This is a genomic window from Nonomuraea sp. NPDC003201 (assembly GCF_053590415.1).
The window spans coordinates 1-21560 of sequence record NZ_JBSFTC010000200.1; the positions used below are offsets into that span (position 1 = coordinate 1).

Annotated in this window: 21 protein-coding genes; 12 read left to right on the plus strand and 9 right to left on the minus strand. The window is 69.1% G+C overall.

What is annotated here, in order from left to right:
• From ACWDX9_RS42585 to ACWDX9_RS42605, 5 genes are all read right to left on the minus strand, one after another.
• A partial coding sequence (locus ACWDX9_RS42585) for a molybdopterin-dependent oxidoreductase (RefSeq protein WP_449965047.1) occupies nt 1-1136 on the minus strand: 1136 nt, incomplete at its 3' end.
• An 18-nt stretch (nt 1137-1154) separates the two neighbouring features.
• Nucleotides 1155-2621 carry a glycosyltransferase 87 family protein gene (locus ACWDX9_RS42590; RefSeq protein ID WP_449965050.1) on the minus strand — a complete coding sequence of 489 codons (1467 nt, stop codon included), beginning with the start codon at nt 2619-2621 and terminating at the stop codon, nt 1155-1157.
• The gene (locus tag ACWDX9_RS42595; RefSeq protein ID WP_449965053.1) at nt 2618-3631 is read right to left on the minus strand and encodes an NAD-dependent epimerase/dehydratase family protein; all 1014 of its coding nucleotides are present in this window, start codon (nt 3629-3631) and stop codon (nt 2618-2620) included. The genes ACWDX9_RS42590 and ACWDX9_RS42595 overlap by 4 nt, the downstream gene beginning before the upstream one ends.
• Complete coding sequence (locus tag ACWDX9_RS42600; protein ID WP_449965055.1) at nt 3631-4281, minus strand: TIGR04282 family arsenosugar biosynthesis glycosyltransferase; 651 nt, start codon at nt 4279-4281, stop codon at nt 3631-3633. Before ACWDX9_RS42600 ends, ACWDX9_RS42595 begins: the two co-directional genes overlap by 1 nt.
• 1 nt (nt 4282) lies before the next feature.
• Nucleotides 4283-4942, minus strand: a complete 660-nt coding sequence (locus ACWDX9_RS42605; RefSeq protein WP_449965058.1) for a glycosyltransferase family 2 protein — start codon at nt 4940-4942, stop codon at nt 4283-4285.
• Nucleotides 4943-5481: 539 nt separating this feature from the next.
• Here ACWDX9_RS42605 and ACWDX9_RS42610 point away from each other — a divergent pair.
• Both ACWDX9_RS42610 and ACWDX9_RS42615 read left to right on the plus strand, forming a co-directional pair.
• Nucleotides 5482-5910: a hypothetical protein gene (locus ACWDX9_RS42610; protein ID WP_449965061.1), complete on the plus strand. Its 429-nt coding sequence runs from the start codon at nt 5482-5484 to the stop codon at nt 5908-5910.
• A 437-nt stretch (nt 5911-6347) separates the two neighbouring features.
• Nucleotides 6348-6818 (plus strand): signal peptidase II, encoded by a 471-nt coding sequence (locus ACWDX9_RS42615; protein WP_449965063.1) that lies wholly within the window; start codon nt 6348-6350, stop codon nt 6816-6818.
• Nucleotides 6819-7142: 324 nt separating this feature from the next.
• On the opposite strand, the gene ACWDX9_RS42620 is transcribed toward ACWDX9_RS42615, so the two are convergent.
• From ACWDX9_RS42620 to ACWDX9_RS42630, 3 genes are all read right to left on the minus strand, one after another.
• Nucleotides 7143-7787: a hypothetical protein gene (locus tag ACWDX9_RS42620; protein ID WP_449965066.1), complete on the minus strand. Its 645-nt coding sequence runs from the start codon at nt 7785-7787 to the stop codon at nt 7143-7145.
• Between the two features lie 152 nt (nt 7788-7939).
• Nucleotides 7940-8071, minus strand: coding sequence for a hypothetical protein (locus ACWDX9_RS42625; RefSeq protein WP_449965069.1), 132 nt, complete (start codon nt 8069-8071; stop codon nt 7940-7942).
• Between the two features lie 10 nt (nt 8072-8081).
• Complete coding sequence (locus ACWDX9_RS42630) at nt 8082-9212, minus strand: mandelate racemase/muconate lactonizing enzyme family protein (protein WP_449965072.1); 1131 nt, start codon at nt 9210-9212, stop codon at nt 8082-8084.
• Nucleotides 9213-9334: 122 nt separating this feature from the next.
• On the opposite strand from ACWDX9_RS42630, the gene ACWDX9_RS42635 reads away from it, so the two are divergent.
• The 7 genes from ACWDX9_RS42635 (at nt 9335) to ACWDX9_RS42665 (ending at nt 17581) form a co-directional block, all read left to right on the plus strand.
• On the plus strand, nt 9335-10351 hold the full coding sequence (locus ACWDX9_RS42635) for a LacI family DNA-binding transcriptional regulator (RefSeq protein WP_449965075.1): 1017 nt from the start codon (nt 9335-9337) through the stop codon (nt 10349-10351).
• Nucleotides 10352-10450: 99 nt separating this feature from the next.
• Nucleotides 10451-12118 (plus strand): hypothetical protein, encoded by a 1668-nt coding sequence (locus ACWDX9_RS42640; RefSeq protein WP_449965078.1) that lies wholly within the window; start codon nt 10451-10453, stop codon nt 12116-12118.
• 143 nt (nt 12119-12261) lie between these two features.
• Nucleotides 12262-13398 (plus strand): ABC transporter substrate-binding protein, encoded by a 1137-nt coding sequence (locus ACWDX9_RS42645; RefSeq protein WP_449965081.1) that lies wholly within the window; start codon nt 12262-12264, stop codon nt 13396-13398.
• 226 nt (nt 13399-13624) lie between these two features.
• Nucleotides 13625-14593 carry a carbohydrate ABC transporter permease gene (locus tag ACWDX9_RS42650; RefSeq protein WP_449965083.1) on the plus strand — a complete coding sequence of 323 codons (969 nt, stop codon included), beginning with the start codon at nt 13625-13627 and terminating at the stop codon, nt 14591-14593.
• A 31-nt stretch (nt 14594-14624) separates the two neighbouring features.
• Nucleotides 14625-15446: a carbohydrate ABC transporter permease gene (locus ACWDX9_RS42655; protein WP_449965086.1), complete on the plus strand. Its 822-nt coding sequence runs from the start codon at nt 14625-14627 to the stop codon at nt 15444-15446.
• Nucleotides 15443-16120, plus strand: a complete 678-nt coding sequence (locus ACWDX9_RS42660) for a PIG-L deacetylase family protein (protein WP_449965089.1) — start codon at nt 15443-15445, stop codon at nt 16118-16120. The genes ACWDX9_RS42655 and ACWDX9_RS42660 overlap by 4 nt, the downstream gene beginning before the upstream one ends.
• A gap of 150 nt (nt 16121-16270) precedes the next feature.
• Nucleotides 16271-17581, plus strand: coding sequence for a serine/threonine-protein kinase (locus ACWDX9_RS42665; RefSeq protein ID WP_449965092.1), 1311 nt, complete (start codon nt 16271-16273; stop codon nt 17579-17581).
• 30 nt (nt 17582-17611) lie between these two features.
• On the opposite strand, the gene ACWDX9_RS42670 is transcribed toward ACWDX9_RS42665, so the two are convergent.
• Complete coding sequence (locus ACWDX9_RS42670; RefSeq protein WP_449965095.1) at nt 17612-18817, minus strand: glycoside hydrolase family 16 protein; 1206 nt, start codon at nt 18815-18817, stop codon at nt 17612-17614.
• 175 nt (nt 18818-18992) lie between these two features.
• Here ACWDX9_RS42670 and ACWDX9_RS42675 point away from each other — a divergent pair, with 175 nt between their 5' ends.
• The 3 genes from ACWDX9_RS42675 to ACWDX9_RS42685 form a co-directional block, all read left to right on the plus strand.
• Nucleotides 18993-19691, plus strand: coding sequence for an NAD-dependent epimerase/dehydratase family protein (locus ACWDX9_RS42675; protein ID WP_449965097.1), 699 nt, complete (start codon nt 18993-18995; stop codon nt 19689-19691).
• Nucleotides 19688-20203, plus strand: coding sequence for a GNAT family N-acetyltransferase (locus ACWDX9_RS42680; RefSeq protein ID WP_449965100.1), 516 nt, complete (start codon nt 19688-19690; stop codon nt 20201-20203). The genes ACWDX9_RS42675 and ACWDX9_RS42680 overlap by 4 nt, the downstream gene beginning before the upstream one ends.
• The coding region (locus ACWDX9_RS42685; RefSeq protein ID WP_449965103.1) for an alpha-N-acetylglucosaminidase TIM-barrel domain-containing protein at nt 20200-21560 on the plus strand (1361 nt) is incomplete at its 3' end. The genes ACWDX9_RS42680 and ACWDX9_RS42685, both read left to right, overlap by 4 nt.

The window sequence follows — 21560 nt, forward strand, 5'->3', positions numbered from 1 at the left end:
GCCCGGATGCCGGCGAGGCGGGCGAGGTCGGCCAGCCGTACGCCGGTCCAGGTCTGGACGGTCGACCAGCCTTCCACGCAGGCGATCGGCAAGGCGTAGGTGTGCAGCGGCATCGCCAGCAGGTCCGCGCGGGAGAGTTCCATCCGGTGTGGTCCGGTGAAAGTCAACCGCCAGGACTCGCCGGTCCGGGCCGGTGTGACGCCGAGGCTCGCCGCTGTCTTGTTGACCTGGAAGTCGTTGGGGCCCGTACCGTAGAGGCGTCCATGGGGAGCGAGCAGCGCGGTACGGCGCAACGGCCCGTCAATGCACTGGCCGACGGACAGTCCGAACATGACCAGCGAGCCGCCGCCGGCGAAGGCCAGCAGGCCGCGCCTGGACATCGTGGGGGGCGCCGGGTCAACGGCGACCAGGCCATCGGGGTCCGGCGGCTCCGGGCGGGTGTCCGCCACAGAGGTGCGCAGGTAGTCGCGCAGTCCGTACGTCCGCAGGGTGTGGATGACGCGGGGCAGCTTGATGACGACGTGTACGACGAAGGCGGCCAGGAAGATCCATGCGCCGTAGAAGTGGGCCGGGTAGAAGGAGAACGGGAAGACGTAGAAGAGCTGGATGTTGAGGATCCCGGTCACGAACTGGAATACCGCGCCGCCGACCAGGAGCAGCAGGCTGGCCCGCTCGACGGCCTCCGCCACGGAACGGGCGGGCGGCCAGGAGAACAGCTTGGGGATGACCGACCACAGCTTGGCCAGCAGGATCGGCACCAGTGTCAGCCCGCCGACGACGTGCGCGCCCTGGGTGACCCGGTACAACCAGACCGGGTCCGTGGGCCAGTCGAACAGATAGAAGCCCAGCAGGCCCCTGCCGGGGGTGGTGTCGTTGCCCGGCAGGCGAGGCTCGTAGGCGGCGTACGACACCAGCCCGGTGATCGCGACGAGGGTGATCCCGGCCAGCAGGATCAGTCCGAGCACCGAGGTCAGCCAGGGGCCGCGCAGCGGGCTGCGCCAGAACTCCGGCCGGAACGGCCCGGGCGGCCCGCTCCACCCCCTGAGGCGCGCGGCCAGGCGGCCCTTCTTGTCGGGCTTGACCTCACGATCGCGCCCCCTCGACGCATCCGGCACCGATCCCCCCCGAAATCCCATGTCGGCTGTCCGGTCTCCTTACCGGAAACGGTCTTTCCAAAGCCACGCCCCGGCACCCATTCGGCAATGTCCGGCCGCTCTTCGCAATCTCGGGGCGTCGTACGCGCTGCCGGGTGAGGGACGGATCGCGCGTGCGGCAAGCCCGGCGGCCACAGCCACCGCGGCGAGAGCGTAGGCGATGGTCCCGGAGCCAGTGCCCATGTACGCCGCGCCGCTCGCCAGCGGGACGCCGAGCCACTCCCACCGGCCGTCGAGGGCGACCAGCGCGACGACCAGTACGGCGTACCAGGAATAGCCGGGCGTGAACACGAGGAACCCCACCCCGGCCACCAGCAGGGCGCCCTGCCACGGCCGGTCCGCGTCACCGTGGCGGAGCACGTGGAAGATCGCGATCCCGAGAATGACGAGGGCCGCGGGGAACGCCCACGAGTCGGGGAGGACCAGTCTCAGCAGCGCGTACCGGTCCCTGCTGCCGGCGTCGTCGTAACCCTCCTCGGTCAAGTAACCGAAGAAGTATCCGAGTACCGAGCCGCGCGAGGCGAGCACGTACGGCAGATAGGCGAGCGCCACGACGAGAGCGGCGGGGCCGAGGACGGCCAGGGTGTCGAGCATCCGGCGCGCCGGCGTCTTTCCGCCTGTCGCGAGGACCCCGGAGAGCGCTCCGGGTACGGTGACGGCGGGCAGCAACTTGGCGGCGGTCGCCGCGCCGAGCAGCGTGCCGCCGAGGACTCTGTGCCTGTTCACCGTGGTCAGGGCGATGACGGCGAGCAGGACGCCGAGCGCGTCGACGTGGGCGTTGTTCACCAGTTCGAGCGGGACGGCGGGACACCACGCGAAGCAGGCGGTGTACGCCGGAGCGTTGTCCCGGGTGCCGGCTCGGCGGCTGAGCGTGATCAGCAGCACTGCTGAGGTCGCGAACGCCAGGAGCGCACCCCCGATCTGCAGCGGCTTGTGCCGTGCCCCTTCGGGCGAGAGCCCGTGTACCAGGAGGAAGTACGCCTCCGCGAGGGGCGGATAGATCGTGTGCACGCCGGGGCGGTTGATCCGCGTGCACGACATGACCGAGTCTCCGGAGTGGATCGGGTAACGATCGGGCCCTTCGCAGCCGGCGCCGCGGGGGAAGAGCCAGAGGTCGCGCAGCGGCGCCAGCGCCGCCTCGGCCGGGGCGTGATCGTAGGGCGAGACGCCCGCGGCCTGCACCCGTCCGTCCCAGGCGTAGCGATAGGAGTCGGTGCTGGTGGCGGGCGGAGCGAGGAGGCCGGTGGCGGTCACGGCGATCCCTCCGACGATCACCAGGCACATCGCCTGGCGCGTCGGCAGCCCGCGCACGGCCCACGTCGCCGCGCAGAAGAACGCCCACGCGAGCGCGTACGGCCAGAACAGCCCGTGGCGATCCGCGGGAACGACGTCCCCGCCGATCGCCGGCGCGAGCGTGCCGACAAGGGCGGCCAGCAGGACGGCCGTTCCCGCCGCGCGGCAGGTCACGCCGGGCAAGCCAGGGGTGCGGTGGCGAACTCCTTCATCCCCTTGTCGAACCCGATCCGGGAGTGGAAGCCGAGCTCCGCACCCGCCTTGTGCGGAGCGGCCACGATGTGGCGGACGTCGCCCAGCCGGTACTCCCCCGTCGTCACCGGCTCCGGCCCGCCATGGTGCGTGGCCAGTGCCACGGCCATGTCACCGACACTGTGCGGCTCCCCGCTGGCGATGTTGTACGCGGCCAGCAGGCCCGGTCGGCCGCCGGAGAGCGCGGCGACGTTCGCACGAGCGACGTCGCGGACGTGGACGAAATCCCGCAACTGCCCGCCGTCCTCGAACACCCTGGGTGCTCGACCGGCCTCCAGCGCGGACCGGAAGATCGCCGCTACCCCGGAGTACGGTGTGTCCCGGGGCATCCTGGGCCCGTACACGTTGTGGTACCGCAACGCGACGGCCGTGCCGCCGGTCTCGCGCGCCCAGTTGGCGGCCAGATGCTCCTGCGCCAGCTTGCTGGTGGCGTACGCGTTGCGGGGATCCGCCGGCGCGTCCTCATCGATGGTGGCGTAGACCACCTCCGAGTCGCACCGAGGGCAACGAGGTTCGAAGAGCCCGCGTGCCAAGGCGGCGGCGGAACGCGGCGCGGGCCGTACGCGGCCGTGCCTCGGACAGTCGTAGGCGCCCTCGCCGTAGACCACCATCGAGGAGGCCAGCACCAGCCGCCCGACCTCGTGCCGGGCCATCGCGGCGAGCAGCACGGCCGTGCCGTACACGTTGACCGAGGCGTAGTCCGGCAGGTCGGCCACATTCACGCCGAGCCCGACCTTGGCCGCCTGGTGCACGACGACGTCGACCCCCGCCATCAACCGGTCGAGCGTGGCGGCGTCGCGCACGTCGTCGCCGGTCCTGAGGTCGAGGCGAACCACCTCGTGTCCGGCCGCTTCCAGCGCCTGCGTCACATGGCTCCCGATGAACCCGGCCGCGCCGGTGACCAGCACGTTCGCCTCGCGAGAAGGAGTCATCACAACACCGCCGTTCCGGCGAGCGCGGCGGCGAATCGGGAGTGGGGAGCCAGCGCCGCCACCTCCACCGCGTCCTCCATGGTGTCCACATCGGTCAGGCAAGGCAGGCAGGCGACGCTCATTCCGGCCTCGATCAGTCTGTTCAGCTGGATCTCTCCTGTGGTCGGCTCGGACATCGGCACGCCGAGCAGCAGATCGGGGTCGGGGGCGCGCAGCCCGAGAAGCCAGAACCCACCGTCCGTCGCGGGGCCGAACACCGCGTCGTGGGCGCCGAGCAACGACACGGCTTCAGCCAGCAGGCCGACGGACACCTGCGGGGTATCCATGCCGATGAGCACGATCGGGACGGGCGACAGCCGGTGGGCGTCGTCGAAGGCGGCGGCGAGCCGTTCGTCCAGGCCGTCGCCGCGCTGCGGAACGACCGTGAACCCGGCGGGCAGCCACGCCCCAGGAGCCCCGTCGAGAGCGATCACGCGGCGGCCCACCGGAACCCGGGCGACCGTCCGCAACGTGTCCTCCAGCGCGGCGCCGGCCAGTGCCGCGGCCTCGTGCGGAGTGCAGGGCGGGGTCAGGCGGGTCTTCACCTTTCCCGGTACGGGCTCCTTGGCGATCACCAGAAGTTGCGCGCCGTCGATATGGTGCGAACTCACGTCATACCGCCCTGTCGGCCATGACCCGGCGCATGTCACCGATTGTCCGGAGCGTGCCGCGCACCGTACCGGTCACCTTCGACCTCCCCGTACGGGCCAGATAGTCCACCTCGACCTCGGCGATCCGCCAGCCGGCCGCACCGGCGCGCAGCACCATCTCCAGGGGGTAGCCGAACCGCCGGTCCGCCAGCTCCAAGGCCAGCAGGGCGGCACGTCCGCACGCCCGCATCGGCCCCAGGTCGTGCAGGTCGGCACCGGTACGGCGGCGCAGCTCGCGAGCCAGCACGGCGTTGCCGAGCCGGGCGTGCACCGGCCAGGAGGCGCCCGGTCCAAGGACGCGGCGACCGAGGACCAGATCGGCCTCTTCCGCCCGGACCGGCCCCGCGACGCGCGGCAACTGCCCGGGATCGAGGGACGCGTCAGCGTCCATGAAGCACACCACGTCCGCAGTCGCGGCCGTCAGCCCCGCGTGGCACGCGGCCCCGAATCCGGGCCGGGGCTCAGCCACCACCATCGCGCCGAACTCCGCCGCGACCCTCGCGGATCCGTCGGTCGAACCGTTGTCGACCACGATCGGGCGGAAGCCGGGCGGCATCCGCCCGAGCACCCACGGCAGGGCCGCCTCCTCATTCAGGCAGGGCAGAACCACGTCGATCTCCATGGGCCGACGCTAACGCGGCAACAGCGCCCCTTCTCTTACGAAAGGATGACGTCGTTCCGAGAAATGACCAGTTCGAGTCCGCGGAAATACGGCTTCATGGCCGAACCCGTGATTTGAGCCACTGGCCCACTGCGTCCCCGGCAGAGCATGCGACTCGCCCTGCTCTGCCATATTTTGACACTCCGCCGGGGGTGTGATGGACGCGGTTTTGCCAGGCGGTCGCGGCTCCCCGTCCTTGACAGCTTCGTAAGAATCGTCACCGACCTGCCGGGGTAATGAGACTGCGTGATCACAAGCAGTCGCGTGAACATTCCGGCAGTCCTCTTTCCCAGCGTCCGCCACAATGGAAGAGCCGCGTGATCGGCGCTTTCTACGAAGAAGGCCTCAAAGGCAGAGACGTATACGTTGAATATGCCGACGGCCGAATGCGGTCGCTCTCCGCCGAGCGCTGGCTCCGGTACAACGAGGGCGACGAACACATTCTGGCCCGATGCTGCGGACCCACTCTCGATGTCGGTTCGGGACCCGGAAGACTGACCGTGGCGCTCACCCGGATGGGGGTTCCCGCCCTGGGCATCGACATCACACCCCTGGCCGTGGAGCTGACCCGCCGCGCCGGCGGCCTGGCGCTGCGCAGGTCCGTCTTCGAACCCCTTCCAGGAACCGGGCGGTGGGCCGAGGCGCTCCTGGTCGACGGCAACATCGGCATCGGCGGCGACCCCGCGGCCCTCCTCCGGCGCCTGCGCGAACTGGTCAGGTCAGGAGGAACGGTGATCGCCGAACTCTCGCCGCCGGGTGTACAGAGCGGGATCCACACCGTACGGCTGCGCCAGGCCGGGCGCACGGGCGACTGGTTCACCTGGGCGACCGTCGCGATCGACGATATCGCCCCCCTTGCCGGGCGATCCGGGTTCCCCACGGTCGAGCACTGGAACGCGGCGGGGCGATGGTTCGCATCCCTCTCATGACTCACCCGGCCGCGACTACAACCCGTAGGTCCTGGGCGGACTCTGCTCCTTCCAGGAATTGCGTCCGTACAGCTCAAGCAGCCCGTGTACCGCATCCGAGGTCGACTGCGAACCTTCCTGGCGCGCGGCCGCAATCGCCGGCCGATGGCTGCTCGTACGCGTTCGATCTGACGGGAAACTCGAGCCTCATCGCGGAAGGCCGGCCACACGCCACCCTCCTGAGACGGGGGCAAATGGCTCAGAGTGTCTATGGTCAAGAACGCGTGGTTGCTCGGTGGTTGCTCGCGTGCACGCGGTACGAGGCATGCCTCACCGATCATGAAGCATGCGCATGGGTGCCTCATAGGGCGCTCCAGTAGTCTCAGGGAAATATTGGTTGGACAGCACGGAGGCCATGAATGATGCGGTTAGAGCGGGGTTCGAGTCGGCTGTACGGCATGATGCTCGTGCTGGCGGCGGTGGTCCTTGTTGTGGACCAGCTCACCAAGCTCTGGGCGGTCTCCACGCTGTCCGATGGTGAGCGCGTCGCCGTGATCCCCCCTCTGATTCACTTCCGGCTGCTGTACAACCCCGGCGCCGCGTTCTCCCTGGGCACCGGCGCGACATGGGTGTTCGCCCTGGCAGCGGCAGCCGCAGTGGTCGGCATTCTCTACACCGCGCGTCGGCTGGCCTCCCCCGGCTGGGCGCTCGTGCTGGGCATGCTGCTCGGCGGGGCGGTGTCTCACCTGGGCGATCGGCTCTTCCGCGAGCCCGGCTTCGCCCGCGGGCACGTCGTGGACTTCATCGACTACGGCCCGTTCGTGGGTAACGTCGCCGACATCGCACTCACCTGCGGGTGCGTTGCGATGGTACTGATCAGCCTGCGTGGTGTGCCGCTCGCCAGGGTGCCGGGCGAAGAGTCCGCGTAGCTTCCGGCCCAGGGCCATCGGCAGGTGACAGCAAGCGATGCCAGGAACCTGCCTCATGATCGGCGAGGTGTTGGCGATTGCAGTCGGGGGCTTCGCGAACGGTGTCCAGCCAGGGCTCCCCGGACCGGAACGCGGTGGTGGCCGCGATGACCCCGAGGCGCCCAGTATGCCGGGAACGTGCCGCTTTGGCCTCTGCTCTGGTCTGGCCGGGGCCCGCTGGCGGCTGTAGGACCTGGCCCGGACACCGCCGGTGCCCGTGAAGGGCCACCTGCAGGGCGAGGAGACCGTTTTCCCAGACTTCGGTTGAGCGACTGTCGAAGGACGTCAGGCCAGGCCCGCCATGGAGCCCTCGTCGCGGATGCCCAGGTAGATGGCCGGGCGGTACCGCCGTATCGCGTGCTCGATGACCGGGATGTACTTGGGGTTCGAGCCCAGCGGGAGCCGGTAGCCGTTCTTGACCGTGTGGAACTCCCACAGGTGCTCCATGTCCGGATGGCGCGCGCGGAAGCCCGGGTCGGCCGGGAAGAGGTCTATGCGGACCTTCGTCCTGCGGATCAGGTAGTCGGTCGGCTTGACCCGGCGCGGCTGCGTACGCGAGATGCTCACCCCGGACAGTTCGTTCCATGGGGCCGCCCACGGCGTGCCCCGGGGGTCGTCCCAGCGCACGCCGAAGCCGTCGAAGACGAGCCGGCGCGGTCGGCTGATCTTGCGCCGGGCGAGGACCGGCAGCAGCCCGATGAACAGGAAGATCAGCCCGAAGGTCAGCTCCATGACCGCGGTGCGCGAGCCCGGCGTGTGCCCGGTGAACGAGGCGAAGATCGAGACGAGCCCGATGAGCCCCGCCACGGAACCGCCGATCAACGCCTTCACCTTGGCGTCACCGCCCACGTCGATCACCACGGGAGGCGGTGCGAAGGCGGAGGGGTTGTCGGGGGTGTTGAACTGCGGCTGTTGAGGGCCGTACATCATGAAACGGCAGGGTAGCCGCGATCGCCGGAGATGCAACCGTCTGTCCGGCCGGGCAACCAGGAGCAGATCAATGCCTCGCCCGGTTCGCCCGATGGATGCGTTTTCGGGGCGGGGCGGGGGCTCCTGGCGCGGGCACAGGAGGTGGCTGGCATTCAGCCGGTGAGCGCACCGACGGAGTAGCCAGGAAGCGCCCGTGAGGGCGTCCGCGCGCGCTTGGTCACCTCCAGCGCGTCACGCTGGTCGGGCGCCCGGACTCCGTTCTCCGCCGGGCTCAGAGCGAACATGCGGCCGACCTCACCAGTTCGTGAAGGCGCCGTCGCGCCGGTTCACTCGAGGAGTGCGTCCGCTGGCCGGCGCCTGGCCCGCCAGCAGCGTCAGATCGACGTCCAGGCCCAGTCCGGGCCGCTCGTCGGCGACGAGCACGCCGTCCACGGGTACGGGAGCGAAGCCGAAACCGGCCGGAACCGGCCCCGGCGGCATCTCCTGCACGCCGAAGTTCGGGCAGGTCAGGTTGAAGTGCAGGGCAGCGGCCGAGGAGACGGGCCCCAGCGGGTTGTGCGTGGCGATCTTGATGTGGTGTGTCTCGGCCAGCCCGGCGATCTTGCGTGCTTCCGTGATGCCGCCGACGATGCCCAGGTCGAGGCGGGCGTAGTCGATGAGCTCGTCCTCGATCAGCGCGCGGAACTCCCACTTGGAGCTGAGCTGCTCGCCCGCCGCGAGTGGCACTCCGGTGCGCAGCCGCAGCATGCGGTAGGCGTCCAGGTTCTCGCAGCGCAGCGGATCTTCCACGAAGTACGGCCGGGCCGGCTCGATCTCCCGGCACAGGGTGACCGCCTCGGGCAGGTCGAGCCGGGTGTGGGCGTCGATGATGAGCTCGATGTCGTCGCCGACCGCCTCCCGTACGGCATGGAACTGGGCGATCGCCACCCGCATGGCCTCGCGCGGCTCAAGGACATCGCCCGAGGTCGGCACCACCAGCCGCAGGTAGCGCCAGCCCTCCTCGACCAGCCGGTGGCAGCTGTCGATCACCGCCTGGGTGTCGAACCCCTCCGGGTGCACATGGGTGTAACACGTCACGTGATCGCGCACCCGTCCGCCGATGAGCCGGTAGAGCGGAGCGTCGTGCGCCTTGCCCAGCAGGTCCCACAGCGCGATGTCGATCGCGGAGATCACGCATGTGGTCGACCGGTCAGCCGGGAAGAAGTCGCCGCGCGCCATCGTCTGCCACAGGTGCTCGATGCGGTCGGCGTCCTGGCCCACCAGCACCTCGCGCATGCGGTCGAGTACGGCCCCGCTGACCTCGGGCGAGACCCGCACTCCCACCTCGCCCACGCCGGAGAGGCCCGCATCGGTGTCCACCACGACGAGGAGCATGTTCTGCCCGCGGTCGGGGACGGCGTACAGCGAAACGTCAACGATCTTCAAAAGGCCTCCTCCGTTGGAGGTGATTCTGTCGCGTTGCAGCAACTTTGCCAAGAGTTTCCGAGATGTATTGACTTGTCACCGTGGCGGGTGCAGTCTCTAGCGCAAACGTTGTGGGAGGCAGCATGGCGGTGACCCTCGCGGACGTGGCGGCAGAGGCCGGCGTGTCCAAGGCGACCGTGTCGCGTGTGTTCGGCACCCCGGACCGGGTCAACGCGGTGACGCGGGCCCGTGTCCTGGAGGTGGCCGAGCGCCTCGGCTACGCGCCGGATCCGACGCCGCGCTCCAGCAGGACCGGCTCGATCGGCCTGATCGTGCCCGACATCGTCAACCCGTTCTTCCCGCCCATGATCAAGGCGGTGCAGCGGCGGGCGAGATCTCGCAACTTCGGCGTCTACCTGGCCGACAGCGACGCGCACCCCGGCGAGGAGGCCGAGGCCGTGGCGATGATGTCCAAACAGGTAGACGGTCTCATCTTCTGGTCATCGCGGCTGCCGGCCGACACGCTGGCCGACGTGGCCACCCGGGTGCCGACCGTGCTGGTCAACCGGGGCGCGCCCGGCGTGCCGACGGTCGTCGCCTCGAGCGAGGACGGCATGCGGCAGGCCGTCGAGCACCTGTACGCCCTCGGGCACACCAGGTGCGCCTACGTCAACGCGCCGCGTACGGTCTGGTCGAACCAGCACCGCCGCGCCGCAGTGCAGCGGGCCTGCAAGGCGCTCAGCATGGAGCTGGTCGAGCTGGGCCCGTTCGCGCAGTCCATCGAGGGCGGCGTGCAGGCCGCCGACATGGTCGTCGCGCACGGCGTCACCGCGGCCATCGCCAACAACGACATGACCGCGGTCGGGCTGCTGCTCCAGCTCGCCAACCGCGGGCTGTCCGTGCCCGGCGACATCAGCGTGGTCGGCGTGGACGACACCTACCTGGCCATGGTGGCCAGGCCGGCGCTGACCACGGTACGGATACCGGTCGAGGAGATCGGCTCGATCGCGGTCGATCTGCTCATCGGCATGCTCCACTCCGGCGACAAGGGCGAGGGCGGCCCTGTCGAGGTGGACACCCAGCTCATGGTCCGTGACTCGACGGGCCCCGCCACGGAAAGGATCACCTGGCCGACCAGGCCACTGCCCACCCTGGACTGACCACGACCCAAATCTCCGGTATCCGCTGGTCTGCGACCTGCGGCGATGCCGGCGTGCAGAAAAACGCTCGGGGGCCTTGTAAGAGGAAGGAGCTGGCAGGTGCGAAAAAGAGCACTTCTGCCGATCGCGCTCACCGCAGCCGCCGTGCTTGGACAAGCCGTACCGGCCCAGGCAGTCGATTTGCCCTACCAGAACAGAACCGGGGTCGGCATTCCCGTGCCCGCCCGTGACCAGGCAGTTTCGCCGCAGCGGATGCGGGAGCTGGCCGTCGCTTTCGTCCAGCCCTCGGCGGACAACCTGGATGCCTCGCTCGACAAGATGGCCGAGGCCGGGGTGCGCCGGGCCCAGATAGTCGCGTCGTGGACCGGGATTTGCCAGCAGCGGGATGAATGCGACTGGTCGAAGCTGGACGCGTACTTCGCCAAGGCGGCCAAGCGCGGGATCTCCACCGCTGTGCACATCAACTCCACGCCCGACTGGGTGCACCCGGACCTGGTGGACACGGTGGAGAACTCCGGAGAGCGGATCTGGTACCCGCCGACCAGGACGCCGGAGGAGTTAGCCGAGTTCGAGAAGTTCGTGACCACGCTGGCGAGTCGTTATCGCGGCAGGGTCGAGAGCTACGAGATCTGGAACGAGGAGAACTGGCGCGACTTCTACAAGCCCGTCGAGGACCCGGCGGACTACGCCAAGCTGCTGCGCTCCGGCTATCTGTCGGTCAAGGCCGCCGACCCGCGAGCCAAGGTGATCTTCGGTGGGACCACGCGGACGGACCCCGGGTTCGTGCGCGAGGTGTACGCCGCGGTCCGGAAATATCCGGACGCGGTGAAGAGCCGCCACTTCTTCGACCTCATGGGCGCTCACCCGTACACCGACGACCGTCACCCCGACGACCACGACCCGGGCAAGGTGCGCGAGAACGCCGCCGGCGGCGAGTTCGACGACAACTTCCTCGGCATCGACCGGCTGTATTCGGAGATGGTACGGCAGGGCGACGCCGGCAAGCAGATCTACCTGGGCGAGTTCTCCTACTCCTCGGTGCGGACGTGGATGGGCCTGGTGCCGGACGATCGGCGCGCGTTCTACCTGCGCCGGGTGATGGAGCTGGCGGCCCAGCGTCCCTACGTTTCGGGCCTGTCATGGTTCGTCTGGTCCGAGACGCGTCCGGAGGACGAATGGCGCGGCTGGACACTCCTGGAATATCCCGCCAAGCCCACGCGCACCTACCTCGAGCTGGCCGAGCTCACCGGCGCCTCACCCACGGAGCGCGCACCGCGGCTGATGCTCGGCGACGGGACGGCTTCCGTGGACCGGCTTCCTTCGCATGTCGAGCGGGTCGAGCTCTACCTCGAAGGCGTCCGGGTCGCCTCCGGCACCTCTTTCCCGCTGACCTTCACCCCGCCCGCGCAGGGGACGACCCAGCTCGCACAGGCCGTCCTCTACACCGGCGACGAACGCACGATCCAGACCACGACCGCCTGGCTCAGCGTCGGCAGGCCGGCCGTCCAGATTTCCCACCCCAAGGTCAAGGCCACGCGCAACGTGGACGTGACCGCCGGGCTCAAGGTCACCGGCCCGGTCCTGCTCCGCGTGATCGACGCCTCAGGTGACGTGGTCATGACCCTGCCGCTCGGCGTGGGCACCGGCAGGCAGACCCGCTTCGACGCCCTCGTCGCACTCGACACCCCCGGCACCTACCAGCTCTCAGTTCACGATCCACGCGGCCGTCGGCTGGCCGATCCCGCCCTCCTGGAGGTAGTGCAGTGAAACTCCGTTGCGCGGCGGTCCTTGCTGCCGCAACGATCACCGTAAGCGCCTGTGGTTCCGCTGATCCTTCACAGGCAGCCAAGCCTGCCGCCGACGAAGGCCGCGGCCCGATCACCTTCGCCAACGGCAAGGACTCCAGCGGCGTGCTGCAGGGTCTGATCGACAAGTGGAACGCCTCGCACCCCACCGAGAAGGCCACGCTCGTCGAGCTGCCTCCGCAGGCCGACCAGCAGCGCCAGCAGCTCATCCAGAACGCCCAGACCAAGTCGGACGCCTTCACCGTCGTCTCCCTCGACGTCGTGTGGACCGCGGAGTTCGCCGCCAACGGCTGGGTCGACGAGCTGCCTCTCGGGGAGTTCCCGACCGACAAGATCATCCCGTCGCTGGTGGAAGGCGGCAAGTACTTCGGCAAGCTGTACACAGCCCCGTGGGGCGGCGGCACCGGCCTGCTCTACTCGCGTACCGACCTGCTGAAGAAGGCGGGGCTCGAGCAGCCCAAGACCTGGGCCGAACTCATGGCCGCCTGCGACAAGGTGCTGAAGATGCCCGAGGCCAAGGGCATGGACTGCTACGGCGGCCAGTTCAACAAGTACGAGGGGCTGACCGTCAACATCTCCGAGGCCGTCAACTCGGCAGGCGGCTCGGTCGTCGGCGCCGACGGCAAGCCGACCCTGACCACCCCGCAGGCCAAGCAGGGCCTGGACTTCCTCGTCGAGGGCTTCAAGAAGGGCTACATGCCCAAGGAGTCCATCACCTGGGACGAGGAGGCGGGCCGCCGCGCCTTCCAGGCGGGCAAGCTGCTGTTCCACCGCAACTGGTCCTACCAGTACACGCTGGCCAACAAGGAGGACGGCTCCAGCAAGGTCGCCGGCAAGTTCGGTGTCTCCCCCATCCCCGGGCTCAACGGGCTCGGCAAGGGCACGATCGGCGCCAACAACCTGGCCATCAGCAAGTTCGCCAAGAACAAGAAGTCCGCGCTGGACTTCATCAAGTTCATGACGAGCGAGGAGACCGCCAGACACCTGATGCTCGAGTCGTCGCAGTCGCCCGCTTACGCGGCGATGTACGACGAACCGGCGCTGGTGGAGAAGTTCGGGTTCCTGCCGATGCTCAAGGAGGGGCTGCTCAACGCTGCGCCGCGACCGGCGGTCGTCCGGTACGGCGACGCCACGGCGGCCATCCAGGAGGAGATCACCGCCGCCCTCAGCGGCCAGAAGCCCTCCGACCAGGCACTGACCGCCCTCCAGGACAGACTCGCCAAGATCATCGCAAACCAGTAGCGGCTCTGGCGGGGCCGGGTTCACCTGCCCCGGCTCCGCCGGCGGCTCGCTCCCCACTCCCACCAAGCCGGAACGCGGACGGCTCCCCCGCTCGCCCTACCCGTTTGAGCGGCTACGCCGGGACCTCGGGGGCCGGGTCCCGGACCGCAGGTCTCCGGAAGTCCGGATGCCCAAGCGGGAGGTGTCCGGAGTTCCTCCGGCTTCGCCGTACGTGAAGGGACGAAACGTGACGATCAGCATTGCCGCCCCCGTCAAGCGGGCGGCGCGGCTCCGCCCCCGGGGCGGTGACTCATGGACGGCCGCGCTCATGCTCGGGCCCACGCTGCTCACGCTCGCCCTGGTCGCCGGGTATCCCGTGGTCGCGGCGCTGCGGCTGTCCTTCATCGAGGTCGCCAACCGCGTCAACCAGCAGACCGGCATGATCGAGGCGACCGAGTCGTTCGGGCTTGGCAACTATGGCGGTCTGTTCACGGGCGCGTCCGGCGAGGCGTTCCGCAACGCGTTCTGGAACACCACGTTGTTCACCATTGCCGGGGTGGCCGCCGAGGTCGTGCTGGGGGTGGCCATGGCGCTGGTGATGCAGCGGGCGTTCCGCGGGCAGGCGCTGGTGCGTGCCAGCGTGCTGGTGCCGTGGGCGATTCCGACGGCTATCTCGGGACTTCTGTGGAAATGGATCTTTGAAACGGACGGCGTGGCCAACGCGGTGCTCAACACGGACATCGTGTGGACCGCCGACAACGCCACCGTCTGGGGCTTCATGTCGGCGCCGTTCACCGCGGTGCTCATCGCCGACATCTGGAAGACCGCGCCGTTCATCGGTCTGCTCGTGCTGGCCGGGCTGCAGATCATCCCCAAGGACGTCTACGAGGCCGCGCGCGTCGACGGCGCCTCGGCCATGCGGACGTTCTGGCAGATCACCCTGCCGCTGGTGCGGCCGGCGCTGGTGGTCGCCGTGCTGTTCCGCATCCTGGACGCGCTCAAGATGTTCGACCTGCCGTTCGTGCTCGTCGGCGCGCACAAGCACTCGGTCGAAACCCTGTCCACGCTCGCGCAGTACGAGCTTTCGAACGTCAGGTACGGCCCGGCCGCCGCCTACTCCACCGTGCTCTTCCTCTACGTCGCGGTGATCGCCTTCATTTTCGTCAAGGCGCTCGGCGCCGACCTCGTCGGGCGCGGCCTCAAGGGACGCGGGTAATGGCCGTCGCAAGCTCGCTGAAGGGACCCGCATGATGTCCGGGCGCACGATCTACAACATCGGCATCGGGCTGATCGTCGTTTACTGCCTGGCACCGTTCTACTGGATGATCGCCACGGCGCTGCGCCGGCCGGCCGACTCCTTCGACCTGTCCCCGATTCCTTTCCCTTTGTCGTTCGACAATTTCGCGGCCGCGTTCTCCGTGCAGAACGGCTTCGGCCGGGCGCTGGTCAACAGCCTCGTGGTGGCCGGAACGACGACACTGCTCACGCTGATGATCGGCATCACCGCCGCCTACGCGATCGCGCGACTGGAATTCCCCTTCAAGAACGTCATCCTGGCCGTCATCATCGCCACCTCGATGTTCCCCGGCATCTCGCTGCTGATCCCGCTGCTGAAACTCTTCGTCGGCCTGGAGTGGATCAACACCTACCAGGCGCTGATCGTCCCGAGCATCAGCTTCGCGCTGCCGCTGACCGTGTTCAACCTGACCGCGTTCTTCAAGCAGATGCCGCATGAGCTGGAAGGCGCCGCCCAGGTGGACGGCTGCAGCCGCTGGCAGGCATTCCGCAAGGTGATTCTGCCGCTCGCCATGCCAGGCGTCTTCACCAGCGCGATCATCACGTTCGTCGCGGCGTGGAACGAATTCATCATCGCGCTGTCGGTGACCAACGAGAAGGAGATGCGCACCGCCCCCGTCATCACCGCGCTGTTCACCGGCCAGTACAAGTTCGACCAGCCGTTCGGCACCCAGATGGCCGCCGGCGTCGCCGTCACCGTTCCCCTCGTCATCGGCGCCCTCGTTTTCCAGCGTCGCATCGTCGAGGGCCTGACCGCAGGAGCACTCAAATGACCCGCGCACTCGCCGTATTCGCCCACCCGGACGACGTCGACTTCAACGCCGCAGGCACCGTCGCCCAATGGGTGGACTCCGGAACGGAGGTTTCCTACCTGGTTGTCACCCGCGGGGAGGCGGGCGACGGCGAACCACGCGAGCGTATCCAGGAATTGCGCATGGCGGAACAACGAGCGGCGGCCGAGGCGGTGGGCGCGCGGAAGGTGTACTTCCTTTCCGGGTACGCGGACGGCCGGGTCGAGGTCTCGCTCGACCTGCGGCGGGACATCGCCCGCGCCATCCGCCAGGTGCGGCCGCACCGCCTGCTGACCAGTTCTCCGACGCGGACCTGGGGCCTGCGCGACGCGGACCATCCCGACCACGCGGCCGTGGGCCAGGCGGCCTCTTGCGCGGTCTACCCCGATGCCATGAACCGCTACGTCCACCCCGACCTGGCGGACCTCGAGCCATGGCAGGTGTCGGAGGTCTGGTTCAGCGAGAGCCCTGCGCCGGACCTGTACGTCGACATCACCGACACCTTCGACCGCAAACTCGCGGCACTCGCCGCCCACAAGACCCAGCCGGGGACGGGCGAAGTCGAGAACCGCGAACGCTTCGCCGCCATCGCCGCCCGCGGCGGCCTCCCCGCGGGCCGTCTGGCGGAGGCCTTCACCGTCATCAAACGCCGCTAGTTCGGCTGCCTGCCGCACGCCGGCGCCGCAGGCCGGGCTGCTCCCGACCACATTATGGGGTTACGGCGCTCCTGCCGGTGATCTACTCTGATCAACTGTCATACGGGGCAAGACGGGCGAGGTGGCATGACATCGGCGCAGCCTGGTTACATGGTCGGCGAACGTTACCGGTTGATCGAGGTACTGGGGGCCGGCGGCTTCGGACGCGTCTGGCGTGCCCATGACGAGGTCCTGGACGCCGAAGTGGCGATCAAAGAGCTGCAGCTGCTGCCGGGGATGTCCGAAGCGGAGCAGGACAAGCGGCTGGAGCGCACCACGCGTGAGGCCCGCAACGCCGTCCGGTTGCGGGCGCACGAGAATGTCGTGGCCATCCACGACATCGTCTCGGACGGCCTGCCCTGGATCGTGATGGAGCTGATCGACGGCCAGTCGCTGCACGAGCACCTCGAAACGCGCGGACCGCTGCCGGTGGACAGGGCCGCGCAGCTGGCCATGGCGCTGCTGAAGGCGCTCGGCGCGGCCCACCAGACGGGCATCGTGCACCGCGACATCAAACCGGCCAACGTCATGCTCGCCGAGGACGGGAAGGTCCTGCTCACCGACTTCGGGATCGCCGTCCACACCACCGACACCACCCTGACGACCGCCGGGATGACCATCGGCTCACCCGAGTACATGGCCCCCGAACGGTTGCGCGGGATCGACGGGCTCCCCGCCAGCGACCTGTTCTCCCTTGGCGTCACCCTCTACCAGGCCGTCGAGGGCGTCTCGCCGTTCCGCCGCAACACCCAACCGGCGGCACTGACCGCGGTCCTGCTGGAAGAGCCCCCGGTGCCGCGACGAGCGGGCCGGCTCGCGCCGCTCATCACGCGGCTGCTCGACAAGGACCCCGGCAACAGGCCGACCGTCGAGGGCGCGCTGGCCATGCTCGGTGAGCGGCAGCCGGGCCGGGACCACGGACGGGACGGCACCAGGATCCTCCCGCCCGGGCAGGTCCCCCAGCAGGGGTGGCAGCACAAGGGTGTCGCGGTGATGATGGCGATCATCTTCGCCCTCGGTCTCCTCGGTCTCACTCACCTCGGCATCACCTGGGACGAACTCGAGGATGAGTTCGACCGTGAAGACATGATCCCCCTGGTGATCGCCGTCCTCGCCGACATCGGTCTGGCCGGCTTACTGTGCGCGCAGATCGCCCGCTTCGTGCCGCCGATCGCCGGGAAGACCGTTGCCGTCGTCGTGGGTGTCATCGGGTTCCTCGCCGGTGGCGGCGCCGCGTATCTCGCCTTCGACGGCATGGGCCTGATTCTCCTGCGCCTCATCCCGTCTTTGGACGACGACGAGGTCATAGTGATCGCGCCGCTCGTGATCACCGTCATCATGCTCATCGCGGCAGGCTGGACCTGGGAGTCGAGGAGGCTCCGGCGCCCCAGGCCCGGCGGCAACAGCCCGTCGGCGACATGATGACCGGCGACCTGGCCCGTGGCCTCCGGGTTACCGCTGCCAGACGCGGACGTAGTCGACGGCCTTCTGGGCCGAGACCGTGGCAGCCGCCGGCTGGTAGCCGGAGCGGGAGTAGACGTACAGGTCCTCGATGAGGTTGGTGTTCTCCGAGGCGGTGCCCGCCACGCTGCAGACCTGCCTGCCGTCGATGTAGAACTTCGTGCCCGACGCTGAGATGTCGGCGCCGTAGGTGTGGAAGTCGGCGCCCGGGTCGAAGTCGAGGTCGACCTGGCAGCCGCCGCCGGCGTTGGCGTGCGAGGTCAGGTAGAGCCTGCGCGGGTTGTCGCTGTACTGCTCGTAGACGTCGGTCTCCTGCCAGGAGTTCACGCCGTCGGCCTGCCAGGTCCAGAAGGCCGGCCAGAAGCCGCGCTTGTCGGCGACGGGGTTGCCGCCCGCGTCGACGACGTTGAAGGTCAGCTTGGCGCGGGACTCGATGAAGCCGTGCTTGAGGGCGAAGCCGCTGGTGCCGATGGAGGTGAGCAGGCACGAGGTCCAGTCGTAGACCTGGCCGGAGGGTGCGGTGTAGCGCTCGCGCTTGGCGGTCATGGTGACGACGCCGTTGGCCTCGCTGCAGTTGCGGTCGAGGTTGTACTCGAGCTGCTGGTTGTTCTTGTTGCCGCGGCCGGCGTCGGCGAGGGCGCTGGAGTGCCCGCGCCACTTGGTGCCCCAGTCGACGGAGGTGCCGGAGAACTCGTCCCACCACCTGAGGTTCCAGCCGGATCCACCGCCGTTGGGTTGTGTGCCGGAGGGCGGGTTCTCGTTGCCGGGGTCGGAGGAGCCGACCGCGAAGGTCTGGGCGGGGTTGGGGGTCAGGTTGGTCCAGGTCGTGCCGATCCTGTAGGCCACCCACACGCGGTAGGTGCCGGCGGGCAGCGTACGGGAGGCCGTCAAGGTCTGCTGGGAGGTGCCGAGCTGGTAGCCGTCTCGGTCGCCGACGTCGAAGTTGGCGTCGCCGGCGTCGCGGATGACGAAGACCAGCTCGTCCAAGTTCTTCGCCGAGTCGGCCACGAGCTTGGCGCCGAAGGTGATGGTCTGGTCGGCGGTCGGGGACTGGATGTCACGGCCTAACGCCTGAAGGGTCACCGCGTTCGTCACCGTGTAGTCGACCACGCCCGCGGGTGTCGCGGCCGCGGTCCCCTGGATGGCGAGCACCACGATTGCCGCGGGCGCGATGGCTGCTCGCAAGATCTGGCGCATGTACGGCCCTCCTTGTGAGGCGGATGATGTTGCCGCCCACATTGATCCGGACTGCACCAAGCGTCAAGACATTTCCGGAAATTTCATGAAACTGGATGGAAACTCCTCTGCAACCGTTGCCGCATGAATCGGGCTATGCCAGCATGTGGGACGACCTTTCAGGAGGTAGAGGACGATGCGGGTACTTGTCACAGGTGCCAGTGGTTTGGTGGCCGGCCAGGTCATCCCCGCCCTGGAAAAACGCCACGAGCTGCGTCTCACCGATCTCGCGGACGGCGATCTGGCCGACGCGGACTTCGCCCGCCAGGTGACCGACGGCGTCGACGCGATCCTGCATCTGGCCGCCAACCCCAACCCCGCCGCCTCCTGGGACGACCTCGCCGGGCCCAACATGCGCGCCGTGACCAACGTCCTGGACGCGGCCGGTGCCAGGCGGGTGGTGCTGGCGAGCTCGGTCCACGTGATGGGGCAGTACCGGGCCGGCCCCGTCGAGCCCGACTGGCCGCCCAGCCCGTGCTGCAGGTACGGCGCGGCCAAGGCCTTCGCCGAGGCCGCGGGGCGCATGCACAGTCATCGGCACGGCGGAGCCGTCATCTGCCTGCGTCTCGGTGCGACCGTCCCCAAGCCGCGGGCCAGGCAAGCGCTGCCCGCCTGGCTCGCCCCTGACGACCTGGGTCAGCTCGTGCTCCTGGCCCTGGAGGCCCCCGTCCGCTTCGAGGTCTGCCACGGCGTCTCGGCCAACACCAGCAGCCTCTGGTCGACGCGCAACAACCTCGGCTACACGCCGGCCTGCGACTCCGAGCCTTACCGCGACCAGACCCCCGACGTGGACGGATGGGGTCCGTGCCCCAGTTACGAGGAGACCGCCCGTTGATCGCTACCTTCGTCCCCGAGACCCACCTCACCGAGGAGCAGGACGCCGCGTTGCGTCCGCTGCTCGCCGCCGCGTTCCCCGACAGGGCCGGCCACTTCGCGCTCCAGTCCTGGTGGCTCGCCCGCCCGCAGTGGCGGCTGTGGTTGAGCGACGGCGACCGCCCGATCGCCCACCTCGGTGTGGAACGCCGCCGCATCGGCGTCGGTGACCAGGATGTCTACGTCGCCGGGATCGGCCACGTCTGCACCGACCCGGCGATGCGCGGCAGGGGTCTCGGCGTCGCGCTGATGAACGAACTGCGCGAGGTCCTCACCGAACGCTTCGGCTTCCTCACCTGCGGCCCACACGTGCAGGGCTTCTACGAGGCCGCCGGATGGGTCCAGGTGCACGCGCCGGTCGTGATGAGCAACGTCTACACGGGAGAGCGCATGACCTCCTCGATCCCCGCCATGGTGCTGGGCGAAGGTTTCCCCGAGGGCGGCCCGATCGACCTGCGCGGGCTGCCCTGGTGAGCGCCGTCGTGAGCGCCGTGGCGGGAGCCGTACGCCGTCTGCTTCCCGATCATCACGATCAGCTGACGCTCGTCGAGCAGCGGGGGGCGGGCGACCGGTTCCGCGTCGAGGGTACGACGATCACCGGAACGTCGGCGTCCGCCCTGCTCACAGGCGTGCACTGGTATCTGACGCGGGTCGCCGGCGTGAGCGCCGGGTGGCCGGGGGACAGCCTGTCACGCCTTCCCGACAAGCTGCCCCAAGCGCCATATATCGCGAAAGAGGCCGTCGTTCAGCACCGGTTCGCGTTGAACGACACCGACGACGGCTATTCGGGGCCGTATCGGGACTGGGCCGCCTGGGAGCGGCAGATCGACCTGATGGCCCTGCACGGCATCAACGAGGTGCTCGTCACGGTCGGCATGGAGGAGGTCTATCGCCGCACATTCGCCGAATTCGGGTACACCGACGAGCAGCTCCGCGCCTGGATCCCCTCGCCGGGTCACCAGCCCTGGTGGCTGCTGCAGAACATGGCCGCCTTCACCGGGCCGGTCTCGGAACAGCTCTTCGACCAGCGGGTACGGCTGGCCCGGCAGATCGTCACCCGGCTGCGCGAGCTCGACCTCACCCCCGTCATGCCCGGATATTTCGGGACAGTGCCGCCCGGCTTCCCCGGGCGCGTGATCCCGCAGGGCGGCTGGGTCGGCTTCGAGCGTCCCGACTGGCTCGACCCGCGCGACCCGATGTTCGCCCGGGTCGCGGAGGCGTTCTATCGCCACCAGGCCGAGCTGTACGGCGAGAGCTCCATGGTCAAGATGGACCTCCTGCACGAGGGTGGCACGCCCGGCGACGTCCCGGTCGCGGAAGCGGTCAAGGCGGTGCAGGAGGCGCTGCGCAAGGCCAGGCCGGGAGCCACCTGGGTGGTGCTCGGCTGGCTCGACAACCCCGTGCGCGAGCTGATCGAAGCCGCCGACGGCCTGCTCATCCTCGACGGCGTCGCCGACCGCCACCCCGATCTCGACCGCGAAACCGGGTGGCTCGGCACGCCGTACTGCTTCGGAACCATCCCCAACTTCGGCGGCCACACCACGATCGGGGCGAACACCGGCGTCTGGGTCACCCGCTTCGCGGAGTGGCGTCGCGGCCCGTCGCTGCGCGGCATCGCGTACATGCCCGAAGGCACCGGCACGAACCCCGCGTCCTTCGCCCTGTTCGCCGAGCTCGCCTGGCACGACGAGCCCATCGATCACGCCGCGTGGTTCACGGACTTCTCTCGCCGGCGGTACGGCGGAGCCGACCCGCACGCGGCGCGCGCCTGGGAGATCCTGCGCACGACGGCCTATTCGCTGCCGGCCGACGGGTGGAGCGAACCGCAGGA